General features: G+C 73.2%; 17 protein-coding genes and 1 pseudogene. 8 read left to right on the top strand and 10 right to left on the bottom strand.

Features of this window, described 5'->3' with window-relative positions; translation table 11 throughout:
- Positions 1–119 precede the first annotated feature (119 nt).
- Positions 120–2399 (top strand): alpha-xylosidase, encoded by a 2280-nt coding sequence (yicI, locus tag ABS735_RS21430; RefSeq protein ID WP_373901014.1) that lies wholly within the window; start codon positions 120–122, stop codon positions 2397–2399.
- Positions 2400–2410: 11 nt separating this feature from the next.
- On the opposite strand, the gene ABS735_RS21425 is transcribed toward yicI, so the two are convergent.
- From ABS735_RS21425 to ABS735_RS21415, 3 genes are all read right to left on the bottom strand, one after another.
- The gene (locus ABS735_RS21425) at positions 2411–3613 is read right to left on the bottom strand and encodes a cysteine desulfurase-like protein (protein ID WP_373901016.1); all 1203 of its coding nucleotides are present in this window, start codon (positions 3611–3613) and stop codon (positions 2411–2413) included.
- A 130-nt stretch (positions 3614–3743) separates the two neighbouring features.
- Complete coding sequence (locus ABS735_RS21420) at positions 3744–4805, bottom strand: ABC-2 transporter permease (RefSeq protein ID WP_373901018.1); 1062 nt, start codon at positions 4803–4805, stop codon at positions 3744–3746.
- Positions 4806–4816: 11 nt separating this feature from the next.
- The gene (locus ABS735_RS21415) at positions 4817–5419 is read right to left on the bottom strand and encodes a Dps family protein (RefSeq protein ID WP_373901019.1); all 603 of its coding nucleotides are present in this window, start codon (positions 5417–5419) and stop codon (positions 4817–4819) included.
- A 231-nt stretch (positions 5420–5650) separates the two neighbouring features.
- Here ABS735_RS21415 and ABS735_RS21410 point away from each other — a divergent pair, with 231 nt between their 5' ends.
- Positions 5651–6766: a Gfo/Idh/MocA family protein gene (locus tag ABS735_RS21410; RefSeq protein ID WP_373901020.1), complete on the top strand. Its 1116-nt coding sequence runs from the start codon at positions 5651–5653 to the stop codon at positions 6764–6766.
- Between the two features lie 127 nt (positions 6767–6893).
- The gene (locus ABS735_RS21405) at positions 6894–7346 is read left to right on the top strand and encodes a phospholipase (protein ID WP_373901021.1); all 453 of its coding nucleotides are present in this window, start codon (positions 6894–6896) and stop codon (positions 7344–7346) included.
- A 32-nt stretch (positions 7347–7378) separates the two neighbouring features.
- Here ABS735_RS21405 and ABS735_RS21400 read toward each other — a convergent pair whose 3' ends face one another.
- The 3 genes from ABS735_RS21400 to ABS735_RS21390 all read right to left on the bottom strand — a co-directional run bounded on the left by ABS735_RS21400 (position 7379) and on the right by ABS735_RS21390 (position 10861).
- Positions 7379–8074 (bottom strand): phosphatase PAP2 family protein, encoded by a 696-nt coding sequence (locus ABS735_RS21400; RefSeq protein WP_373901022.1) that lies wholly within the window; start codon positions 8072–8074, stop codon positions 7379–7381.
- Positions 8075–8279: 205 nt separating this feature from the next.
- Entirely contained in the window at positions 8280–10541 is a 2262-nt protein-coding gene (locus ABS735_RS21395; RefSeq protein WP_373901023.1) for a heavy metal translocating P-type ATPase, read from the bottom strand.
- 86 nt (positions 10542–10627) lie between these two features.
- Entirely contained in the window at positions 10628–10861 is a 234-nt protein-coding gene (locus ABS735_RS21390; RefSeq protein WP_373901024.1) for a heavy-metal-associated domain-containing protein, read from the bottom strand.
- 188 nt (positions 10862–11049) lie between these two features.
- Here ABS735_RS21390 and ABS735_RS21385 point away from each other — a divergent pair, with 188 nt between their 5' ends.
- The gene (locus ABS735_RS21385; RefSeq protein ID WP_373901025.1) at positions 11050–12021 is read left to right on the top strand and encodes a hypothetical protein; all 972 of its coding nucleotides are present in this window, start codon (positions 11050–11052) and stop codon (positions 12019–12021) included.
- Between the two features lie 71 nt (positions 12022–12092).
- Here ABS735_RS21385 and ABS735_RS21380 read toward each other — a convergent pair whose 3' ends face one another.
- Positions 12093–12872 (bottom strand): DeoR/GlpR family DNA-binding transcription regulator, encoded by a 780-nt coding sequence (locus ABS735_RS21380; protein ID WP_373901026.1) that lies wholly within the window; start codon positions 12870–12872, stop codon positions 12093–12095.
- Positions 12873–12999: 127 nt separating this feature from the next.
- Between ABS735_RS21380 and ABS735_RS21375 the strand changes: the two genes are divergently transcribed.
- Both ABS735_RS21375 and ABS735_RS21370 read left to right on the top strand, forming a co-directional pair.
- On the top strand, positions 13000–13881 hold the full coding sequence (locus ABS735_RS21375) for an SIS domain-containing protein (protein ID WP_373901027.1): 882 nt from the start codon (positions 13000–13002) through the stop codon (positions 13879–13881).
- Between the two features lie 33 nt (positions 13882–13914).
- Positions 13915–14811, top strand: coding sequence for a class II fructose-bisphosphate aldolase (locus ABS735_RS21370; RefSeq protein WP_373901028.1), 897 nt, complete (start codon positions 13915–13917; stop codon positions 14809–14811).
- On the opposite strand, the gene ABS735_RS21365 is transcribed toward ABS735_RS21370, so the two are convergent.
- Positions 14801–15979, bottom strand: a complete 1179-nt coding sequence (locus ABS735_RS21365; RefSeq protein WP_373901029.1) for a methyltransferase — start codon at positions 15977–15979, stop codon at positions 14801–14803. The two genes, ABS735_RS21370 and ABS735_RS21365, sit on opposite strands and share 11 nt — an antisense overlap.
- A 79-nt stretch (positions 15980–16058) precedes the next feature.
- On the opposite strand from ABS735_RS21365, the gene ABS735_RS21360 reads away from it, so the two are divergent.
- Together ABS735_RS21360 and ABS735_RS21355 are read left to right on the top strand one after the other, a co-directional pair.
- Positions 16059–16709: an alpha-ketoglutarate-dependent dioxygenase AlkB family protein gene (locus ABS735_RS21360; protein ID WP_373901030.1), complete on the top strand. Its 651-nt coding sequence runs from the start codon at positions 16059–16061 to the stop codon at positions 16707–16709.
- A 37-nt stretch (positions 16710–16746) separates the two neighbouring features.
- On the top strand, positions 16747–17985 hold the full coding sequence (locus ABS735_RS21355) for an ROK family protein (RefSeq protein WP_373901032.1): 1239 nt from the start codon (positions 16747–16749) through the stop codon (positions 17983–17985).
- Positions 17986–18028: 43 nt separating this feature from the next.
- On the opposite strand, the gene ABS735_RS21350 is transcribed toward ABS735_RS21355, so the two are convergent.
- Together ABS735_RS21350 and ABS735_RS21345 are read right to left on the bottom strand one after the other, a co-directional pair.
- On the bottom strand, positions 18029–18427 hold the full coding sequence (locus tag ABS735_RS21350) for a VOC family protein (protein ID WP_373901033.1): 399 nt from the start codon (positions 18425–18427) through the stop codon (positions 18029–18031).
- Positions 18421–18695 (bottom strand): annotated as a pseudogene (locus tag ABS735_RS21345) (tautomerase family protein). Before ABS735_RS21345 ends, ABS735_RS21350 begins: the two are co-directional and overlap by 7 nt.
- Positions 18696–18738 lie beyond the last annotated feature (43 nt).

Genomic DNA, 18738 nt, shown 5'->3' with positions numbered 1-18738 from the left:
GAGTGGTGGAGTCGACGCGGACACCTCGGCGTCGGGATTCGTTGTGTGTACGATCAAAACGCTGTGAGACGGTCCCCGTGCTCTCCATCCGGCAGCTCCCGCCCCACCCGAGGAAGATCATGAAGTTCACCGACGGCTTCTGGCTCATCCGTGACGGCGTGCATCTCTCGTACGCCACCGAGGTACGCGATGTACGTCCGGAATCGAAGCGCTTCACCGCCCATGCCGCCGTGAAGAAGGTGACGCGGAGGGGGGACACGCTCAACGCGCCGCTCCTCACGGTCGAGTGCTTCTCTCCCGCCGAGGGCGTCATCGGCGTCCGCGTCACCCACCACGCCGGCAAGCGCCGGCCGGGCCCCGACTTCGCCCTCACCGGCGCGGCGGACGGTGCCGGCGAGGTCCGCCAGGACGGCACCGTCACCGAGCTGACCAGCGGCCCGCTCACCCTCCGCCTGGACCGCGAGGGGCCCTGGGGCCTCACCTTCCGCGACGCGGACGGACGCGAGCTGACCCGCGCCGACGCCAAGGGCACCGCCTTCGCCACCACCGGCGACGGCGCCCACCACATGCTGAGCCGCCTCGCCCTCGGTGTCGGCGAGCAGATCTACGGCCTCGGCGAGCGCTTCACCCCGTTCGTCAAGAACGGCCAGGTCGTCGACATGTGGCAGGCCGACGGCGGCACAAGCAGCGAACAGGCCTACAAGAACGTCCCGTTCTACCTCTCCTCGCGCGGCTACGGGGTCTTCGTCAACCACCCCGGCGCGGTCTCCTTCGAGGTCGGCTCCGAGTCCGTCGGCCAGGTCCAGTTCAGCGTCGGGGACCAGACGCTGGAGTACTACGTCGTCGCCGGGCCCACCCCCAAGGACGTCCTCACCCGCTACACCGCCCTCACCGGCCGCCCCGCCCTGCCGCCCGCCTGGTCCTTCGGGCTGTGGCTCACCACGTCCTTCACCACCTCCTACGACGAGCAGACGGTGACGTCCTTCGTGGACGGCATGGCCGAGCGCGGCATCCCGCTCTCCGTCTTCCACTTCGACTGCTTCTGGATGCGCGAGTACCAGTGGTGCGACTTCCAGTGGGACCCGGACGTCTTCCCGGACCCCGACGGCATGCTCGCCCGGCTCAAGGCCAAGGGCCTGAAGGTCAGCGCCTGGATCAACCCCTACATCGCCCAGAAGTCACCGCTGTTCGAAGAGGCCGCCGCCCTCGGGCACCTGGTGCGCAGGCCGGACGGCGACATCTGGCAGTGGGACCTGTGGCAGGCCGGGATGGGCCTGGTCGACTTCACCAGCCCGGCCGCCCGCGACTGGTACGCCGGGAAGCTCAAGCCGCTGCTCGACCAGGGCGTGGACTGCTTCAAGACCGACTTCGGCGAGCGCATCCCCACCGACGTGGTCTGGCACGACGGTTCCGACCCGGAGCGCATGCACAACTACTACACGCACCTGTTCAACCGCACCGTCTTCGAACTCCTCGAGAAGGAGCGCGGGCAGGGCGAGGCCGTCCTCTTCGCCCGCTCGGCGACCGCGGGCGGCCAGCAGTACCCCGTCCACTGGGGCGGCGACTGCTGGTCGTCCTTCGAGGCGATGGCGGAGTCACTCAGGGGCGGCCTGTCCCTGTCGCTGAGCGGCTTCGGCTTCTGGAGCCACGACATCGGCGGCTTCGAAGGCACTCCCGACCCCGCGGTCTTCAAGCGCTGGCTGGCCTTCGGGCTGCTCTCCTCGCACAGCCGGCTGCACGGCTCCTCGTCGTACCGGGTGCCGTGGGAGTTCGGCGAGGAGGCCGTCGACGTCGCCCGCCGCTTCACCCTCCTCAAGCACCGCCTGATGCCCTACCTCTACGGCGTCGCCGCCGACGCCCACCGCACCGGCGTGCCGATGATGCGGCCGATGGTCCTGGAGTACCCGCACGACCCGGCCTGCCGCCCACTGGACCGCCAGTACATGCTCGGCTCCGATGTCCTGGTCGCCCCGGTCTTCACCGAGGACGGCGAGGTCGAGGTCTACCTGCCCGAGGGCACCTGGACCCACCTGCTGACCGGCGAGCGCGTCACCGGCCCGGCCTGGCGCACCGAACGGCACGCCTACGACAGCCTGCCCCTGTACGTCCGCGAGGGCGCCCTCCTGCCGCTGGCCTCCGACGACCAGCGGCCCGACGGCGACTGGCTGGACGCCCCGACCCTGCTGGTCCACCCGGCCGCCGACACCGGCTACGCGGCCGAGGTCACCGTGCCCGACCTGCTGGGAATGCCGGCCGCGACCTTCCGCGTGCGGCGCGAGGGGGACGTCCTGCGGGTCACCGCGAGCGGTACGGACCGGCCCTTCACCGTCCGGATCGCGGGCGGCGCCGGTGGCGTGGGCGCGGAGGGCGAAGGAGAGGTGACCGTACCGCTGTCGTGAGGCGGCGCGAGTCAGCGGTCGAGGCCGGCCAGCGCGGTCAGGAGGCGGTCCACGTCGTCCGCGCTGGTGTAGGGCGCCAGTCCGACCCGGACGGCGCCCTCGTCGCCGAGCCCCAGGCGGCGCGAGGCCTCCACGGCGTAGAAGGACCCGGCGGGCGCGTCGACGCCCCGCTCGGCCAGTTGCCGGTACACGTCGGCCGGGCTCAGGCCCGCCACGGTGAACAGCAGGGTCGGCGTGCGCCGTGCGGCCCGCGAGTACACGGTGACGCCGTCCAGGCCGGCCAGTCCCCGCTCGATCCGCTCGCGCAGTGCGTCCTCGTGGGCCTCGAGCGCGGCGAACGAGGCGACGAGCCGGTCCCTGCGGCTGCCGCGCGCGTCCGGCTCCAGACCGGCGAGGAAGTCCACCGCGGCTCGGGCGCCGGCCAGCAACTCGTACGGCAGCGTGCCCAGCTCGAAGCGCTCGGGGACGGCGTCGCTGGAGGGCAGCAGCTTGTCCGGACGAAGGGTCTCCAGGAATTCCGGCCGGGCTGCCAGCACCCCCAGGTGCGGACCGAGGAACTTGTACGGCGAGCACACCAGTGTGTCCGCGCCGAGGGCCGCCGGGTCGACGACGGCGTGCGAGGCGTAGTGCACCGCGTCGACGTGGAAAACCGCGCCGACGCCGTGCGCCAGCCGGGCGACGGCCGGCAGGTCGGGCATCGTGCCGATCAGGTTGGACGCGGCCGTCACCGCCACCAGCCTGGTGCGCGGGGAGAGCACCGCCTCGATGTGCTCGGGACGCAGTTCACCGGTGGCCGGGTCGAAGTCGGCCCACCGCACGGTCGCGCCGACCGCCTCGGCCGCCTGGACCCAGGGCCGGATGTTGGAGTCGTGGTCCAGCCGGGTGACGACCACCTCGTCCCCGGGTCCCCACGACGTGGCGAGCGTCCGGGACAGGTCGTAGGCGAGCTGGGTCGCGCTGCGGCCGAGGACGATCCCCCGCGGCTCGGTGCCCAGCAGGTCGGCCAGCGCGCTGCGGGCCTCCGCGACGATGCCGTCCGCGTTGCGCTCGCCCTCGGTCGTCCGGCCGCGGTTGGCCAGCGGGTTGGACAGTGCCTCGGAAATGGCGTCGATGACGGGCTGCGGGGTCTGGGTGCCGCCCGGCGCGTCGAAGCGGGCGGAGCCGGACTTCAGGGCGGGTATCTGTGCGCGGATCGCGTCGACGTCGAGGGCCATGTGCACTCCAACCGAAAGCGGGGACTCCCGGGAGCGGGTACTCCCGGAAGCGTGGACTCCCGAAGGCGGGGATTCCCGCCTCATGATCGCAGCAGCGTGGCGCTCACGACAGAAGCCCGCGACCGGCCGGTCAGGTGTCCTTGGCCCCCGTCGGTTCCTTGTCGCGGCCGCCGGGGTGCCGGTGCCGCCAGACCCAGAAGACCGTGCAGGACAGCAGTGCCCACCCGCCCAGCACCAGGAACGGGAAAGCGTGCTGGTGGCCCTGGAAGTACACCGCGGTGTGCTGCGCGTTGACCGAGCCCCCGGGCGGCAGCCACCGGCCGAGCACCCCCAGCGGAGACGGCAGCAGCGGCCAGGACACCGCGCCGCCGGAGGAAGGGTTGCCGATGATCACCATCAGGCCCCAGGTGGGCAGCATCGCCCAGCGGCCGAACATGGTGTTGAACATGGTGAAGACCATGCCGGACACGAACATCGTGAGCGCCAGGATCATCCACGACTCGGCGAACGGCAGGTCCAGCGCGCCCAGCAGCCAGTCCACCGTGGCGGCGATGGCGAACCCGCCCAGCAGTGCGTAGGCCACCGTGAACAGGATGCGTTCGAACGGGGTGAGCGTGCGCGCGTGCACGCTGAGCTGGATCGCCCCGACGAAGCCGATGATCACGGCGGCCAGCGAGATGTAGAAGATCGCCAGCCCGCGCGGGTCGCCCTCCTGCAACGGGTTGATGTCCCGCACGGTGACGTGGACGCCGAGCTTCTTCCCCACGGCCGGTGCCGTCTGGGCGAGCAGTTCGGCGACCGAGGCGCCGGACGCGCCGGACACGTCGAGAACGGCGCTCCGCCCGTCGTCGCGCAGCTCGAAGACCGCGAAGACCTCCTGCTGCTCGATCGCCTCGCGGGCCGCGGCGCGGGTCTTGTAGGGATGCACCTTCACCGAGGTGTTCAGGGCTTGTTCCAGGCCGTGAAGGTAGGCCTGGCCGCCCGCCTTCTCGTACGAGCCGACCACGGCCGTGGGGATCAGGCGCGGCGTCGGGTTCGCCATCGAGTAGGTGTACGAGCCCGCGAAGAGACCCGCCGCGGCCGCGAGGATCAGCACCAGGACGGTGGCCGGCCAGAACGGCGACTGCCGGAACGCGGACCACCGCCCGCGTTCCGGTGAGCTGCCGGCGGCGTCCTGTGACGTGTGCGCCATGTCCGGCGGGGTCAGGCGTGGACCAGCGGAGTGTCCACGAGGTGTTCCGCCACGAACCACGCCTGGAGTTCGTTGGTGCGCACGACGTCCGAGACCAGGAGGTCGTTGGTGCCGTCGTCCCCGTACTCCTGGGTGCGGGCCGCCGCGTCATGGCACTCGGTCAGGATCAGCTCGTGCGCCTCCAGCAGCCGCGAGAGCATCGACGGCACCTCCTCCACCCCGTCGGGCGGACGCGGCACGGTGGTGATCTCGGCGACGTGCCGGGGGTCGCCGACCGCGACGCCGCCGAGCGTCTGGACGCGCTCGGCGATGGTGTCGATGAGTTCCAGCTGTTCGCCCGCGTGCTTGTCCAGCAGCAGGTGCAGTTGGTAGAACGTCGCTCCGCGCATCAGCCAGTGGTACTTCTTGTACAGGTCGTGCAGGATCCGGGTGTCCGCCAGGACCTTGTTGAGCCGCTGGCAGGAGTAGAGGCGGGTGTCCATGGTGAGGGCCACGGGGAACTGCTTGACGGTGCCGAACTCCTGAATGGTCCGGCCCTTCTGGTGCAGCCAGGGCTGGCTGCCCTCCGACCGGTGTTCCGCGGACGACGGGGGCTTGGGCTTCGGGGAACTCACGCCTGGGCTCCTTCCGGAGAGAACTGAAGGGCGGGCCGGCGCGATACCGCCGGCCCCGGCTCCCCCCGCGACAGTCGACCAGGCGTGCGCCCGGCCCGCAAACGGTGGGGGTTGTCCGGGCCATCGCTGTCCGCCTATGGTCGGCCCTGTTTGAAAGCGCTTTCTAAGTCATGTGGTGCGGCACGGTGTGCGTGTGCCCCGTGCCGCGCCTCGCTGTCCGAGGAGGACCGCATGCCCCCACGCCCCGCCCGCCGCCGGGTCGCGGTGATCGGTACCGGTGCCATCGTCACCGGGAGCCACCTGCCGGCTCTCGCCGCCCACGCCGACCGCACCGAGCTGGTCGCCGCCGTCGACGTGGACCCCTCGCGGCTCGACGCCTTCCGTGCGCAGGTGCCCGGTGGCGTCGCCGGGTACGCGTCGACGGGCGCGATGCTGGACGCCGTACGCCCCGACCTCGTCCTCATCGGCACGCCGCCGTCCCTGCACCGGGAGCAGACGGTGGCCGCGCTCAAGGCGGGCGCCTGGGTGCTGTGCGAGAAGCCGCTGTGCCTCTCCCTCGCCGAGTACGACGACATCGCGGCGGCCGAGGAAGCGTCCGGGGCGTACGCGTCCGTGGTCTTCCAGCACCGGTACGGCTCCGGTGCCGCGCACGCCCGTGAACTGATCGCGAGCGGCGAGCTGGGCGCCCCGCTGGTCGCCCACTGCCAGACGACCTGGCACCGCGACGCCGACTACTACGCGGTGCCGTGGCGCGGACGCTGGTCCACCGAGGGCGGTGGCCCGACCATGGGGCACGGCATCCACCAGTACGACCTGTTGCTCCATCTGCTCGGTCCCTGGGCGGAGATACGGGCCATGGCGTCGCGCCTGGTGCACGACACCGAGAGCGAGGACGTCTCCACCGCCCTCGTGCGCTTCGAGAGCGGCGCCCTCGCCACCGTCGTCAACAGCGTGCTCTCCCCGGACGAGACGAGCCGGATACGCGTCGACTGCTCCGACGCGACGGTCGAGTTGACGCACCTGTACGGGCACCGCAACGACGACTGGGTCTACACCCCGGCCCGGCACGTCGCCCCCGGACGCGCCGCCGCCTGGCGCACCCCTCCCGCCGACGTGCCCAGCTCCCACACGGCGCAGCTCGGCGCCGTGCTGGACGCCTGGGACGCCGGGGCCCGACCGCCCGGCAGCGGCCTGGAGGCCCGCGCCACGCTGGAGTTCGCCGCGGCCCTGTACAAGGCGGCGTTCACCGGTCGGCCGGTGCGGGCGGGCGAGATCGCACCCGGCGACCCCTTCTACGCCGCCATGCACGGCGATCACCCCGAGTGGAGCCCTGGGAAACGCGCGTAGCGTCCCAAAAGGGGAGTGTTCACGGTGACTTGGGCCGCCGGAGGTGTGAACAGGCGGTCGAGGTGCGCATCATCTTGACATGAACCTGCGGTCCGAGAGGCGGGCCGCAGCCTCATGGAGGTGTGGGATGCACCGCAGACTCGCCACCGGACTCACCGCCGCCGCGCTGGCCGTGACCACCGTCGTCGCCACGGCCGCGGCCGCCGACGCCGCTCCCTCCGACAAGGCACAGGTCCTCGCGAGCTGGACGCAGACCAGCGCGTCCAGCTACAACGCCTGGACCGCCGCGCGGGCGAACAAGTCCGCCTGGTCCGCCTACGGGTTCGACTGGACCACCGACTACTGCTCCTCCTCGCCGGACAACCCGTTCGGGTTTCCCTTCAGCACCTCCTGCGCGCGGCACGACTTCGGCTACCGCAACTACAAGGACGCGGGCACCTTCAGCGCCAACAAGTCCCGTGTCGACAGCGCCTTCTACGAGGACCTCAAGCGTGTCTGCGCCCGCTACGGCGGCGCCACCAAGACCGCCTGCAACAGCACGGCGTGGACGTACTACCAGGCCGTGAAGGCGTTCGGCTGACGAGCCCTCGGCTCACGGCTGACGGCCCCGGCTCACGTTCTCCGGCGCCCGGCTCGACGGACCCCGGCGCACGGCCGACCGGTGCCCGTCGTGCAGCCGGGCACCGGAGCGGACGCCGCTGCCGCCAGCGCGGCGGCCGCGCTGGCGATGCCCAGGACGGCGCCCGCGGCGACGTCACCCGGGTAGTGCACGCCGGTGTGGACCCGGGAGTAGCCGACGGCGCTCGCCAGCGCGCCGAGCGGCACGGCGGCCTCGGGCAGGACGACGCCGACGGCCGTGGCGAACGCGACCGCCGCGGCCGTGTGCCCCGACGGGAACGACGCCGACCGGGGCATGGGCACATACCGGTCCACCGTCACCCGCGCCGCCTCCCGGTCCGGTCGCGCCCGGTGCACCAAGCGTTTGCCCAGCAGGTTCGTCGCGGCCGATGCCACGGCGACCGCCCCCACGCCGACGAGAGCCGCCCGCCGGGCCCGCGCCCCGCTCAGCGCGAGCGCGGCGGCGATGCCCAGCGAGACCTTCGAATGGTCCGCGGCGTGGGACAGGCGCCGCAGCGCCCGGTCGAGGGTGGGCGTGGACGTGGCGGCCACCGCCGCGTACAGCGCGCCGTCCACGGCACGCAGATCACCGAGTACGGCGGCGACGGCCCGCTTGCGCGCGGGCCCCGGGGCAGGACCCGGTCCGAGCGGGCCACGGGTGTCGCCGTCGGCGTTGGTCGGTTCGGTCATGGGCTCCTGCTCCGCGGGGAGACGGGACCCGAACCATCCTGGTCGCGCCCGGGCCCGACGGCGCGTGGGCGGACCCGTCCGGGCGACGGCGGGAGGGCCAGGACTCGGTGTGGACGGTGGGGCCCGGTCCGGCCGGGGCCACACGGCGACGGGCCGCCGGCCGACCCTCGGGGAGTCGCCGGCGGCCCGTCGCCGTGGCGGTGGATCAGTCCGCGGCCTTGAAGCCCCGCAGTCGCAGGCTGTTGCCGACGACGAAGACGGAGGAGAAGGCCATGGCCGCCCCGGCGATCATCGGGTTGAGGAGTCCGGCCGCGGCGAGCGGCAGGGCGGCGACGTTGTAGGCGAAGGCCCAGAACAGGTTGGACTTGATGGTGCCGAGCGTCTTGCGGGCGAGCCGGATGGCGTCGGCGGCGGCGCGGAGGTCGCCGCGGACGAGGGTGAGGTCGCCCGCCTCGATGGCGGCGTCGGTGCCGGTGCCCATGGCGAGCCCCAGGTCGGCCTGGGCGAGCGCGGCGGCGTCGTTGACACCGTCGCCGACCATCGCCACCGAACGCCCCTCGTCCTGCAGGCGCTTGACGACGGCGACCTTGTCCTGCGGCAGCACTTCGGCGACGACGTGCTCGGCGTCGATGCCGACCTCGCGGGCGACGGAGGCGGCCACCGCCTTGTTGTCGCCGGTCAGCAGGACCGGTGTCAGGCCCAGGGCACGCAGCCGGGCGATCGCCTCGGGGCTGGTCTCCTTCACCGCGTCGGCGACCTCCAGGACAGCCCGGGCCTCACCGTCCCAGGCGACGGTGATCGCGGTGCGGCCGGTTTTCTCCGCCCCGGCCTTCGCCCGGGCCAGGCCGGCGGGCAGTTCCATGGCCCACTCGGCGAGCAGCTGCTCGCGGCCGACCAGGACCGCGTGGCCCTCGACGACGCCCTGGACACCGAGCCCCGGGACGTTGGCGAAGTCCTCGGGGGCGGGCAGGGTACCGACCCGTTCGGTGGCTCCCGCGGCCACCGCCTGAGCGATCGGATGTTCCGAGGCGTGCTCCAACGCCCCCGCCAGCCGCAGCACCTCGGCCTCCTCGGTGCCTTCCGCGGTGTGCACGGCGAGCAACGTCATGCGGCCGGTGGTGACGGTGCCGGTCTTGTCGAGGACGACGGTGTCGACCTTGCGGGTGGACTCCAGGACCTCGGGGCCCTTGATGAGGATGCCGAGCTGGGCGCCGCGCCCGGTGCCGACCATCAGCGCGGTCGGGGTCGCGAGGCCGAGGGCACAGGGGCAGGCGATGATCAGGACGGCGACGGCGGCGGTGAACGCGGCGGCCGGTCCCGAGCCGTTGCCGAGCCAGAAGCCGAGGGTGGCCAGCGCGAGGGCGATGACGACGGGGACGAAGACGCCGGAGATGCGGTCGGCGAGCCGCTGGGCGGCGGCCTTGCCGTTCTGCGCGTCCTCGACCAGCTTCGCCATCCTTGCGAGCTGGGTGTCCGCGCCGACCCGGGTCGCCTCGACCACCAGCCGGCCGCCCGCGTTCAGGGTCGCTCCGGTGACCCCGTCGCCCACGCCGACCTCGACCGGGACGGACTCGCCGGTGAGCATCGACGCGTCGACGGCCGAGGTTCCCTCGACCACCGTGCCGTCGGTGGCGATCTTCTCGCCGGGTCGGACCAGGAAGCGGTCCCCGGTCTTCAGCTCGCCGACCGGGATCCGTTCCTCGGTCCCGGCTCGCAGCACGGTCACGTCCTTGGCGCCCAGTTCCAGCAGGGCCTTCAGCGCGGCACCGGCCTTGCGCTTGGAGCGGGCCTCGAAGTAGCGCCCGGCGAGGATGAAGGCGGTCACCCCCGCCGCGGCCTCCAGATAGATGTTGCCGGAGCCGTCGCCGCGGGCGATGGTCAGCTCGAAGGGGTGCGTCATGCCGGGAGTGCCCGCGGTGCCGAGGAACAGCGCCCACAGCGACCACAGGAACGCCGCCGACGTGCCGACCGAGATCAGGGTGTCCATGGTGGCCGCGCCGTGCCGGGCATTGGTGAAGGCGGCCTTGTGGAAGGGCCAGGCGGCGTACGTCACCACGGGCGCCGCCAGGGTCAGCGACAGCCACTGCCAGTACTCGAACTGCAGCGCCGGCACCATCGCCATCGCGATGACGGGGGCGGCCAGCACCACTGCCGTGACCAGCCGCTGCCTGAGCGGCCGCAGTGTGTCGGGGGCGTCGGTGTCGTCAGCGCCGTCCGCGGGCTCGGCACGGACCGGCTCGGGTTCGCGGGCCGTGTACCCGGTGGCCTCGACCGTGGCGATCAGCTCGGGGACGGAGACGTCACCGGCATAGCTGACCCTGGCCTTCTCCGTCGCGTAGTTGACGGTGGCGGTGACCCCCTCCATCCGGTTCAGCTTCTTCTCGATCCGGGCGGCGCACGAGGCGCAGGTCATGCCGCCGATGGCGAGTTCCACCTCGGCCGGTGCGCTGGTCGTACTCGTGGTCATGGCTGCTCCTGGTACGGAGGTCGTCGGCCGGGACCCGGCGTGCGGGTCCCGGCGGTGCGGCGGTTCGACGGGGGAGTGCGGGTCGGTCAGAGGCGGCCGGTCAGCTCGTAGCCGGCCTCGTCGACGACCTCGGCGATCGCGGCGTCGTCCGGCTCGGCGGCGGAGGTGACGGTGACGCGGCCGGTGTCGAGCCCGACGTCGACACCGGTGACAGCGTCCAGCTCGCCGATCACCCGGGTGAGCGTCGCGCTGCAGTGGCCGCAGCTCATGCCGGCGACGGCGTAGGTGGTGATGACGGGGGCGGTGACGTTCGAGGGCATTGCTTCCTCCGGAGGTCGTCGAGAAATACGGGCCGGGGGTATCCGGCGGGACGACTCCATGTATACCCCTGGGGGGTAATGGACGCAAGCGACTCGGAAGCGTTGACTGGATACCCCCAAGGGGTATGGTGAGGTGCATGAAGAGGCCTCCGAGTGCGTCGGAGACCCCGATTGGAGAGGCGACCGCCATGCACACCGGACTGAGGATCACCGCATTCGCCGCCGCGCTGGCCGCCACCTTCGGTACCGCCTACGGGGTCGGCGCGGGGGTGGACCCGATCGTCGCGGACAGCGAACCCGCGCCGCACGACGAGCACGGTGAGTCATCGGCGCAGCAGCAGAAGAAGGGCGAGAGCCACGCGGGACACGAGAGCACCCGGGCCGACGGCCTGGAGATCTCCGCGAACGGCTACACCCTCGACCTCGCCACCCCGCGCGTCACCGCCGGTCAGAACGCGGAACTGCGCTTCACGGTCCGGGACGCGAGCGGCGAGGCCGTCACCGCGTACCAGCGCGAGCACGACAAGGAGCTCCACCTCGTCCTCGCCTCACGCGACCTGGTCACCTACCGCCACCTGCACCCCACCCGCGCCACCGACGGCACCTGGAGTACCCCCGTGGAACTGCCCGAGGCGGGCGGCTACCGCGTCTTCGCCGACTTCACCCCGGCGGGCAAGGGCGCGGAGAACCTCACCCTCGGCGCCGACCTGGCCGCCTCCGGCCGCTACGAACCCGCTCGGCTGCCGGCCCCGACCAGCACCGCCCGCGCCGACGGCTACCAGGTCGAACTCGCCGGTTCCCTGCGCCCCGGCAAGGCGAGCGAGCTGAAGCTGAAGGTGTCCCGCGCCGGCGAACCCGTCAGCGACCTCCAGCCCTACCTGGGTGCCTACGGCCACCTCGTCGCCCTGCGTTCCGGTGACCTCGCGTACCTCCACGTCCACCCGAACGGCGAACCCGGCGACGGCGCCACCGAGCCCGGCCCGGAGATCTCCTTCACGGCCACCGCGCCCAGCGACGGCACCTACCGCCTCTTCCTCGACTTCCGGCACCGGGGCAACGTCCACACCGCGGCGTTCACCGTGCGCGCCGGATCGGCGCCGGATGCGCAGGAGCCCGCCCCGACGGCCACGACGGAGCACACCGACGGTCACGGGCACTGACGGACGGAGGGGCGCATACGAGCACCGGCACGGGCGGCACGGGCACTGACCGGCACCACCGCCGTAGGTTCTCAGGCCGTGACGACCCGCACCCCAGCCTCCTCGAACCCCCGCACCAGCTCGGGGTCGGCCGCCCCGTCCGTCACCAGCGTGTCCACCGACTCGGTCGCGCAGATCCGGGCGAACGCCCGCCGCCCCAGCTTGCTGGAGTCAGCGGCCACCACCACCCGCTCGGCGCGCTCGCACAGCAGCCGGTTGATCGCGGCCTCCGCCTCGTCGTGGGCCGCGGCACCGTGCGCGACGTCGAAGGCGACGACGCCCAACACCGCCACGTCGAGCGTCACCTGACCCAGCACCCCGTCCGCGAGCGGCCCGATCAGCTCGTACGACTGTGCCCGGGCCACCCCGCCGGTCACCACGATCTTGAACTGCGGCCGGACGGCCAGCTCGTTGGCGATGTTGAGCGCGTTGGTGACCACCGTCAGCGCGGGAGTGCCGGAGGCCAGGTCGGCGCGGACCGCCAGGGCGCGCGCCACCTCCGTGGTGGTCGTGCCCCCGGTCAGTCCCACCGCCTCGCCGGGCGCCACCAGGGCGGCGACCGCCTGTGCGACGCGCTGCTTCTGAGAGGCGCGGCGGGCGGTCTTGTAGCGCAGCGGCAGTTCGTACGACACCCCGTGCACGACCGCGCCACCACGCGTGCGCACGAGCATCTGCTGCTCGGCGAGCCGGTCGAAGTCGCGGCGGATCGTCGCGGCCGAGACCTCCAGCTCGGTCGCCGCCTCCTCGACGTCCAGCCGGCCGCGCTCGACGAGCAGCTCCAGCAGCGCCTTCCAGCGGGCGTCGCGCGACATCCGCGCCTCCGTTCCTCGATCTCCGCCGACCCTAGCGCACCGCCCTCTTCCTCGGATTGCTTGATTGTGCTCGAAAGCTCGCTATATCTTGCAGGAACAATCAACCTGTCTTCGGGGAGTGTGCGACATGACGTATGTCGAGGACGAGCTCAACAGCCAGCCCGAGTGCTGGACGCGCGCCGCCGAGGAGGCGGCACGCCACACGGCGGCGCTGCCGGCGGCGGGGGAGCGGGTGGCGATCGTCGGATGCGGCACCTCGTACTTCATGGCGCAGTCGGCGGCGGCCCTGCGCGAGGACGCGGGCCTGGGCGAGACGGACGCGTTCGCCGCCTCCGAGTTCCCGCGGGGGCGGGGGTACGACCGGGTCGTGGCCCTCACCCGCTCCGGCACCACCACCGAAGTGCTGGGGCTGCTCACGGAGTTGAAGGGCCGTTCGCGCACCGTCGCGCTCACCGCCGATCCGGAGACGCCGGTCATGACCGCCGCCGACGACGTGGTCGTCCTCGACTTCGCCGACGAACGGTCCGTCGTGCAGACGCGGTTCGCCACCACCGCGCTCACGCTGCTCCGCGCCCATCTGGGCCTGCACACCGACGCGGTCGTCGCCGACGCCCGTGCCGCACTCGCCGCCGAGCTGCCCGAAGGGCTCGTCGAGCGCACCCAGTTCTCCTTCCTCGGCCGGGGCTGGACCGTCGGACTGGCCAACGAGGCCGGCCTCAAGATGCGCGAGGCCTCCCTGTCCTGGACCGAGGCCTACCCCGCGATGGAGTACCGGCACGGCCCCATCAGCATCAGCACCGCGGGCACGGCGACCTGGATGTTCGGCCAGGCGCCCGAGGGACTGGCCGAGCAGGTCCGCGACACCGGCGCGATGTGGGTGCCCGGGGAGCTGGACCCGCTGGCCGAACTGGTGCGCGCCCAGCGGCTCGCCGTCGCCGTCGCCGCCGCGCGCGGCCTCGACCCGGACCGCCCGCGCCACCTGACCCGCTCGGTGATCCTCGCCCCCTGACGACCGACGCCCGACGCCCGGGAAGGAAACAGAGTGCCCCTCGCCACCACCGGCGACCTGGTCGGCCGCGCCGCGGCCGACCGCTCCGCCGTCGCCGCCTTCAACGTCATCACCCTGGAGCACGTCGAGGCCGTCGTCGCCGGCGCCGAGTCCGTGCGGATGCCCGTCGTCCTCCAGGTCAGTGAGAACGCCGTGAAGTACCGCTACGGCCGCCTGCTGCCCCTGGCCCGCGCGGCCGTCGCCGCCGCCGAGGGCGCAGCCGTGCCCGTCGCCCTGCACCTCGACCACGTCCAGAGCGACGGCCTGCTGCGCCAGGCCCCGGACGCCGGGTTCAGCTCCGTGATGTACGACGCCGCCCGGCTGCCGTACGCGGAGAACCTCGCGGCGACCCGGGCCGCCGCCGACTGGGCGCACGCCCAGGGACTGTGGATCGAAGCGGAGTTGGGAGAGGTCGGCGGCAAGAACGGCGCCCCGCCGCTCGACGCCCACGCCCCCGGAGCCCGCACCGACCCCGCCGAGGCACGCGCCTACGTCGCCGACTCCGGCGTGGACGCCCTCGCGGTCGCCGTCGGCAGCTCCCACGCCATGACGACGCGCACCGCGACCCTCGATCACGACCTGCTCAAGGAACTGTCCGGCGCCCTGGACGTGCCGCTCGTCCTGCACGGCTCCTCCGGAGTCCCGGACGGCGAACTCACCGCGGCCGTCGCGGGCGGCATCGCCAAGGTCAACGTCGGCACCGCGCTCAACATCGCCATGACCGGCGCGATCAGGGAGCACCTCGCCGCACGCCCCGAGGCGGTCGACTCGCGCGGGTACCTCACCGCGGGGAGGGAGGCCATGGTCCGGACGGTGGCGACGATCGTCCAGGTGGTCGCCCGGGCCGCTCCCGCCGCCGCTGCTCCTTCCGCGCCTCCGGCTACTCCCTGACCGCCTTCAGCACCACGAACTTCCGATCGCCCGCCACCAGCCGACTGTTGCCGAACAGGCGCCGCAGCTTGGCGTGGTAACCCAGGTGCCGGTTGCCGACCACCCACAGTTCGCCGCCGGGGCGCAGCACCCGCCGTGCCCCGGTGAACATCCGCCACGCCGTGGCGTCGGTCGTCGCCTGGTGGGAATGGAAGGGCGGGTTGTTGAGCACCAGGTCGACACTGCCGTCCGGCACCCCGGTCAGCCCGTCGCCGACCCGGAACTCCGCCTGCCCCGCGACCTCGTTCGCCCGGTACGTCGCTTCGGCCGAGGCCACGGCCTGGAACGACTCGTCGGTGAACAGCACCTCGGCGTCCGGATCGGCCAGTGCCACGGCCGTACCGACCACACCGTTGCCGCAGCCGAGGTCCACCACCCGCCCGAAGCCCCCGGTGTCCGGAAGGTGCCGGAGGAAGAAGCGGGTGCCGATGTCGAGCCGGTCGGCACAGAAGACCCCGGCGTGGTTGACGACGGGCCGGCCGGAGAGCGGTCCGACGTCGTCGGGGAGCCGGTAGCCGAGCGGCCAGGGGCTGGCGGGCCGCTCCAGCGAGGGGTCGGGCTCCGCGAAGATCAACCGGGCCTTCTTCACCGCGAGCGAGGTCCGGGTCGGGCCGACGATCCGCTCGAACAGCCGCAGCGTCGAGGTGTGGATCTCCTTCACCATCCCGGTGCCGACCACGACCGTGCCCTCGTGCAGCGCGGGCGCCAGCCGCAGCAGCTGGTCCTCCAGCAGCGCCAGGCTCTTCGGCACCCGCACCAGCAGCACGTCGACGCGGTCCGGCGGCGGGTCCTGCGTGGTGAGCAGGCGCACCGAGCCCGGCTCGACGCCGCCGCGCTCCAGGTTGGCGCGCGTCGCCTCCCGGGCGAGGTGGGAGTCGGTGATCTGCACCGGCCGGTGCGCCGCCAGCGCCGTCACCAGCGCTCCCCAGCGGTCGCCGACGACCACGACCGTGCCGGACAGCGGGACCTCGCGCTCCGCGAGGTGCGCCAGCAGGTACTCGTCGGAGGCGTCCCAGGCACGGAGCCGGTCGCGCGGGTCCTCGGGGTAGCGGGACAGCACGTGCTCGCCCCAGGGCGTGGTCATACGGTCGTCGCGGTCGCTGCGGTCGTTCATGCTGCGGTCGTTCATCGTGTGCCCCAGGCTAGCCGAGCCCCAGCTCAGCGCCGGTCGCGCCCGGTGAGGCACGGCGCGGAGGCAGGATGGGGACATGGACGCCGAGCTGTTCCCCAGGACCCGTGCCGAGACCGCGCCCGGCGCCGTCCACGAGCCGGACTGGCTGGCCCCGGAACGGCAGCGCGAGCTGCTGGACGCCTGCCGCGACTGGGCCCGCCCCCCGGCCGGACTGCGTACGGTGCGCACCCCCGGCGGCGGCACCATGACCGCCCGGCAGGTCTGCCTCGGCCGGCACTGGTATCCGTACGGCTATGCCCCCACCGCCGTCGACGGCGACGGCGCCCCGGTCAAGCCCTTCCCCGCCTGGCTCGACGACCTCGCCCGCCGCGCGGTGACCGACGCGCTCGGCGCCGAAGCGGTGGCGCGGGCGCCGTACGACATCGCACTGATCAACTTCTACGACGGAGACGCGCGCATGGGCATGCACCGCGACGCGGACGAGCGCGCCGAGGCCCCCGTGGTCTCCCTGAGCCTCGGCGACACCTGCGTCTTCCGCTTCGGCAACCCCGACACCCGCACCCGCCCCTACACCGACACCGAACTGCGCAGCGGCGACCTGTTCGTCTTCGGCGGCCCGTCCCGGCTCGCGTACCACGGGGTGCCGAGGGTGCACCCGGGCACCGCACCGCCCGAGTTGGGACTCACCGGGCGGCTGAACATCACGCTCCGGGTCAGTGGCCTCTAGGCCCGCGCCACGGACGGATCATGGGAGACTCCCCCTCATGAGCGGCAAGGCGGACCCCCGGGCGGCGGGGGAAGGGACCACCTCGAGGACGCGGCTGGACCGGGGGCGCGGTGCGCTCGGGCCCGCGTTGGAGCTCGTGCACACCGGGCGCGCCCCCACCCGGGCCGTCCTCACCGCGGAGCTGGGCGTGACCCGGGCCACGGCCGGCGCGGTCGCCGCCGAACTGGAGGCGCTCGGCCTGATCCGGGTGGACGCGCGGCCCGGCGCGGCGGCCGGTTCCCAGGGCCGCCCCTCGCACCGACTCTCGGTCGCCGAGGACGGGCCCGTCGCCCTCGCCGCGCAGATCCACGCCGACGGCTTCCGCGCGGCCCTGGTCGGTCTCGGCGGCCGGATCGTCGCCACCGCGCCCGGCTGTGAGGTCGTCGACGCCGACCCGGCGAAGGTACTGGGCTCGGTCGTCGAGGCGGGCACGGAGCTCCTGAGGGAAACCGGACGCCGCTGCGTGGGCGCCGGACTCGCCGTGCCGTCCGCCGTCGCGGAACCGGAGGGCCTGGCCCTGAACCCGCTCCACCTGGCCTGGCCGGCGGGCGCGCCCGTGCGGGAGATCTTCGCGCGGCAGGTGCGCGCCGCAGGGATCGAGGGACCCGCCTTCGCCGCGAACGACGTCAACCTCGCGGCCCTCGCCGAGCACCGTCACGGCGCCGGACGCGGCGCCCGCGACCTGTTGTGCGTGGCCACCGGCCACCGTGGAGTCGGCGGTGCGCTGGTCCTCGACGGCCGTCTGCACACCGGCAGTTCGGGTCTCGCCCTGGAGGTCGGCCACCTCGCCGTCAATCCCGATGGCCGCCCCTGCCACTGCGGCAGCCGCGGCTGCCTGGACGTGGAGACCGACCCGCTGGCCTTCCTCACGGCGGCCGGTCGCGAACCGGGACCCGAGGTGTCCCTGCTCCAGCAGTCCTACGACCTGATCCGCGAGCACTACGCCGACCCGGCCGTCCGCACCGCCACCGAGACCCTCATCGACCGCCTGGGCCTGGGCCTCGCGGGCCTGGTGAACATCCTCAACCCGGACCGCATCATCCTCGGCGGACTCCACCGGGCGCTCCTCGACGCCGACCCGGAGCGGCTGCGCGCGGTCGTCGCCGGGCGCAGCCTGTGGGGCCAGAGCGGCGGAGTGCCGATCCTGCCGTGCGGGCTCGACCACAACAGCCTGGTCGGCGCGGCCGAGTTGGCCTGGCAGCCGGTCCTGGACGACCCGCTGGGCGTGCCGGCGTAGGCGGCCGAACGCGTCCGCGCCTCAGATCGGGGCCGGTCGCCGCTCAGGGGGCGGGCCGGTCGCCGCCGCTCGGGGCGTGGCTGAGGTCGACGACGCAGAAGATGTTGCCGTCCGGGTCGGCCAGGACGACGAAGTCGGGGTCGGGCGGGTACAGGTCCCACTCGACGGCCCGCGCACCGAGGCCGATCAGCCTCCGCACCTCCGCCTGCTGCTCCTCGGCCGAGTCCGTGAACAGGTCGAGGTGGAGACGGGGCCGCGGCTCGGGCGGCGAGTCGCTGCGCAGCAGACCGAGGGCCCGCCCGGAGCCGTCCGCGTACTCGAGCGTGCGCCAGGTCTCGCTCTTCCACTCCTCCGCTGCGACCAGGGGCAGCGCGGCCGTCCAGAACGCCACCGCGCGGGGGACGTCCGTGACACCGATGACGGGGATTCCGAGTCTCAGCATGATCCCGACCCTACGTACTGCGCGAGCCCGTTGCCCAGCGACCGGTCCGCGGAGGCGTTCTCGGTCAGGGTGACGAAGACGCCGAGGTAGTCGTCGTAGCGCAGGGTGCCACGGGCGGCGTCGTGGGCGGTCAGGACCTGGAAGCGGTCGTCGGACGGAACACCGAGTGTCTCGACGAGGGCGTCGTGGAAGCCCGCCCGAGCGCGTCGAGCCGGTCGGCGCCGGAGTCGGAGTCGGTGCCGTGAGCGTCGATGCGTACGAAGGGCATGGCGTCGCACGCCCCCGACTCCCCGCCGGGCACGTCCCCGAGG

The sequence above is a fragment of the Streptomyces sp. MMCC 100 genome (genome assembly GCF_041538145.2).
Taxonomy (GTDB): Bacteria; Actinomycetota; Actinomycetes; order Streptomycetales; family Streptomycetaceae; genus Streptomyces.
The sequence above is the reverse complement of the archived record's forward strand: the minus strand, read 5'-3'. Positions and strand labels throughout refer to the sequence as shown.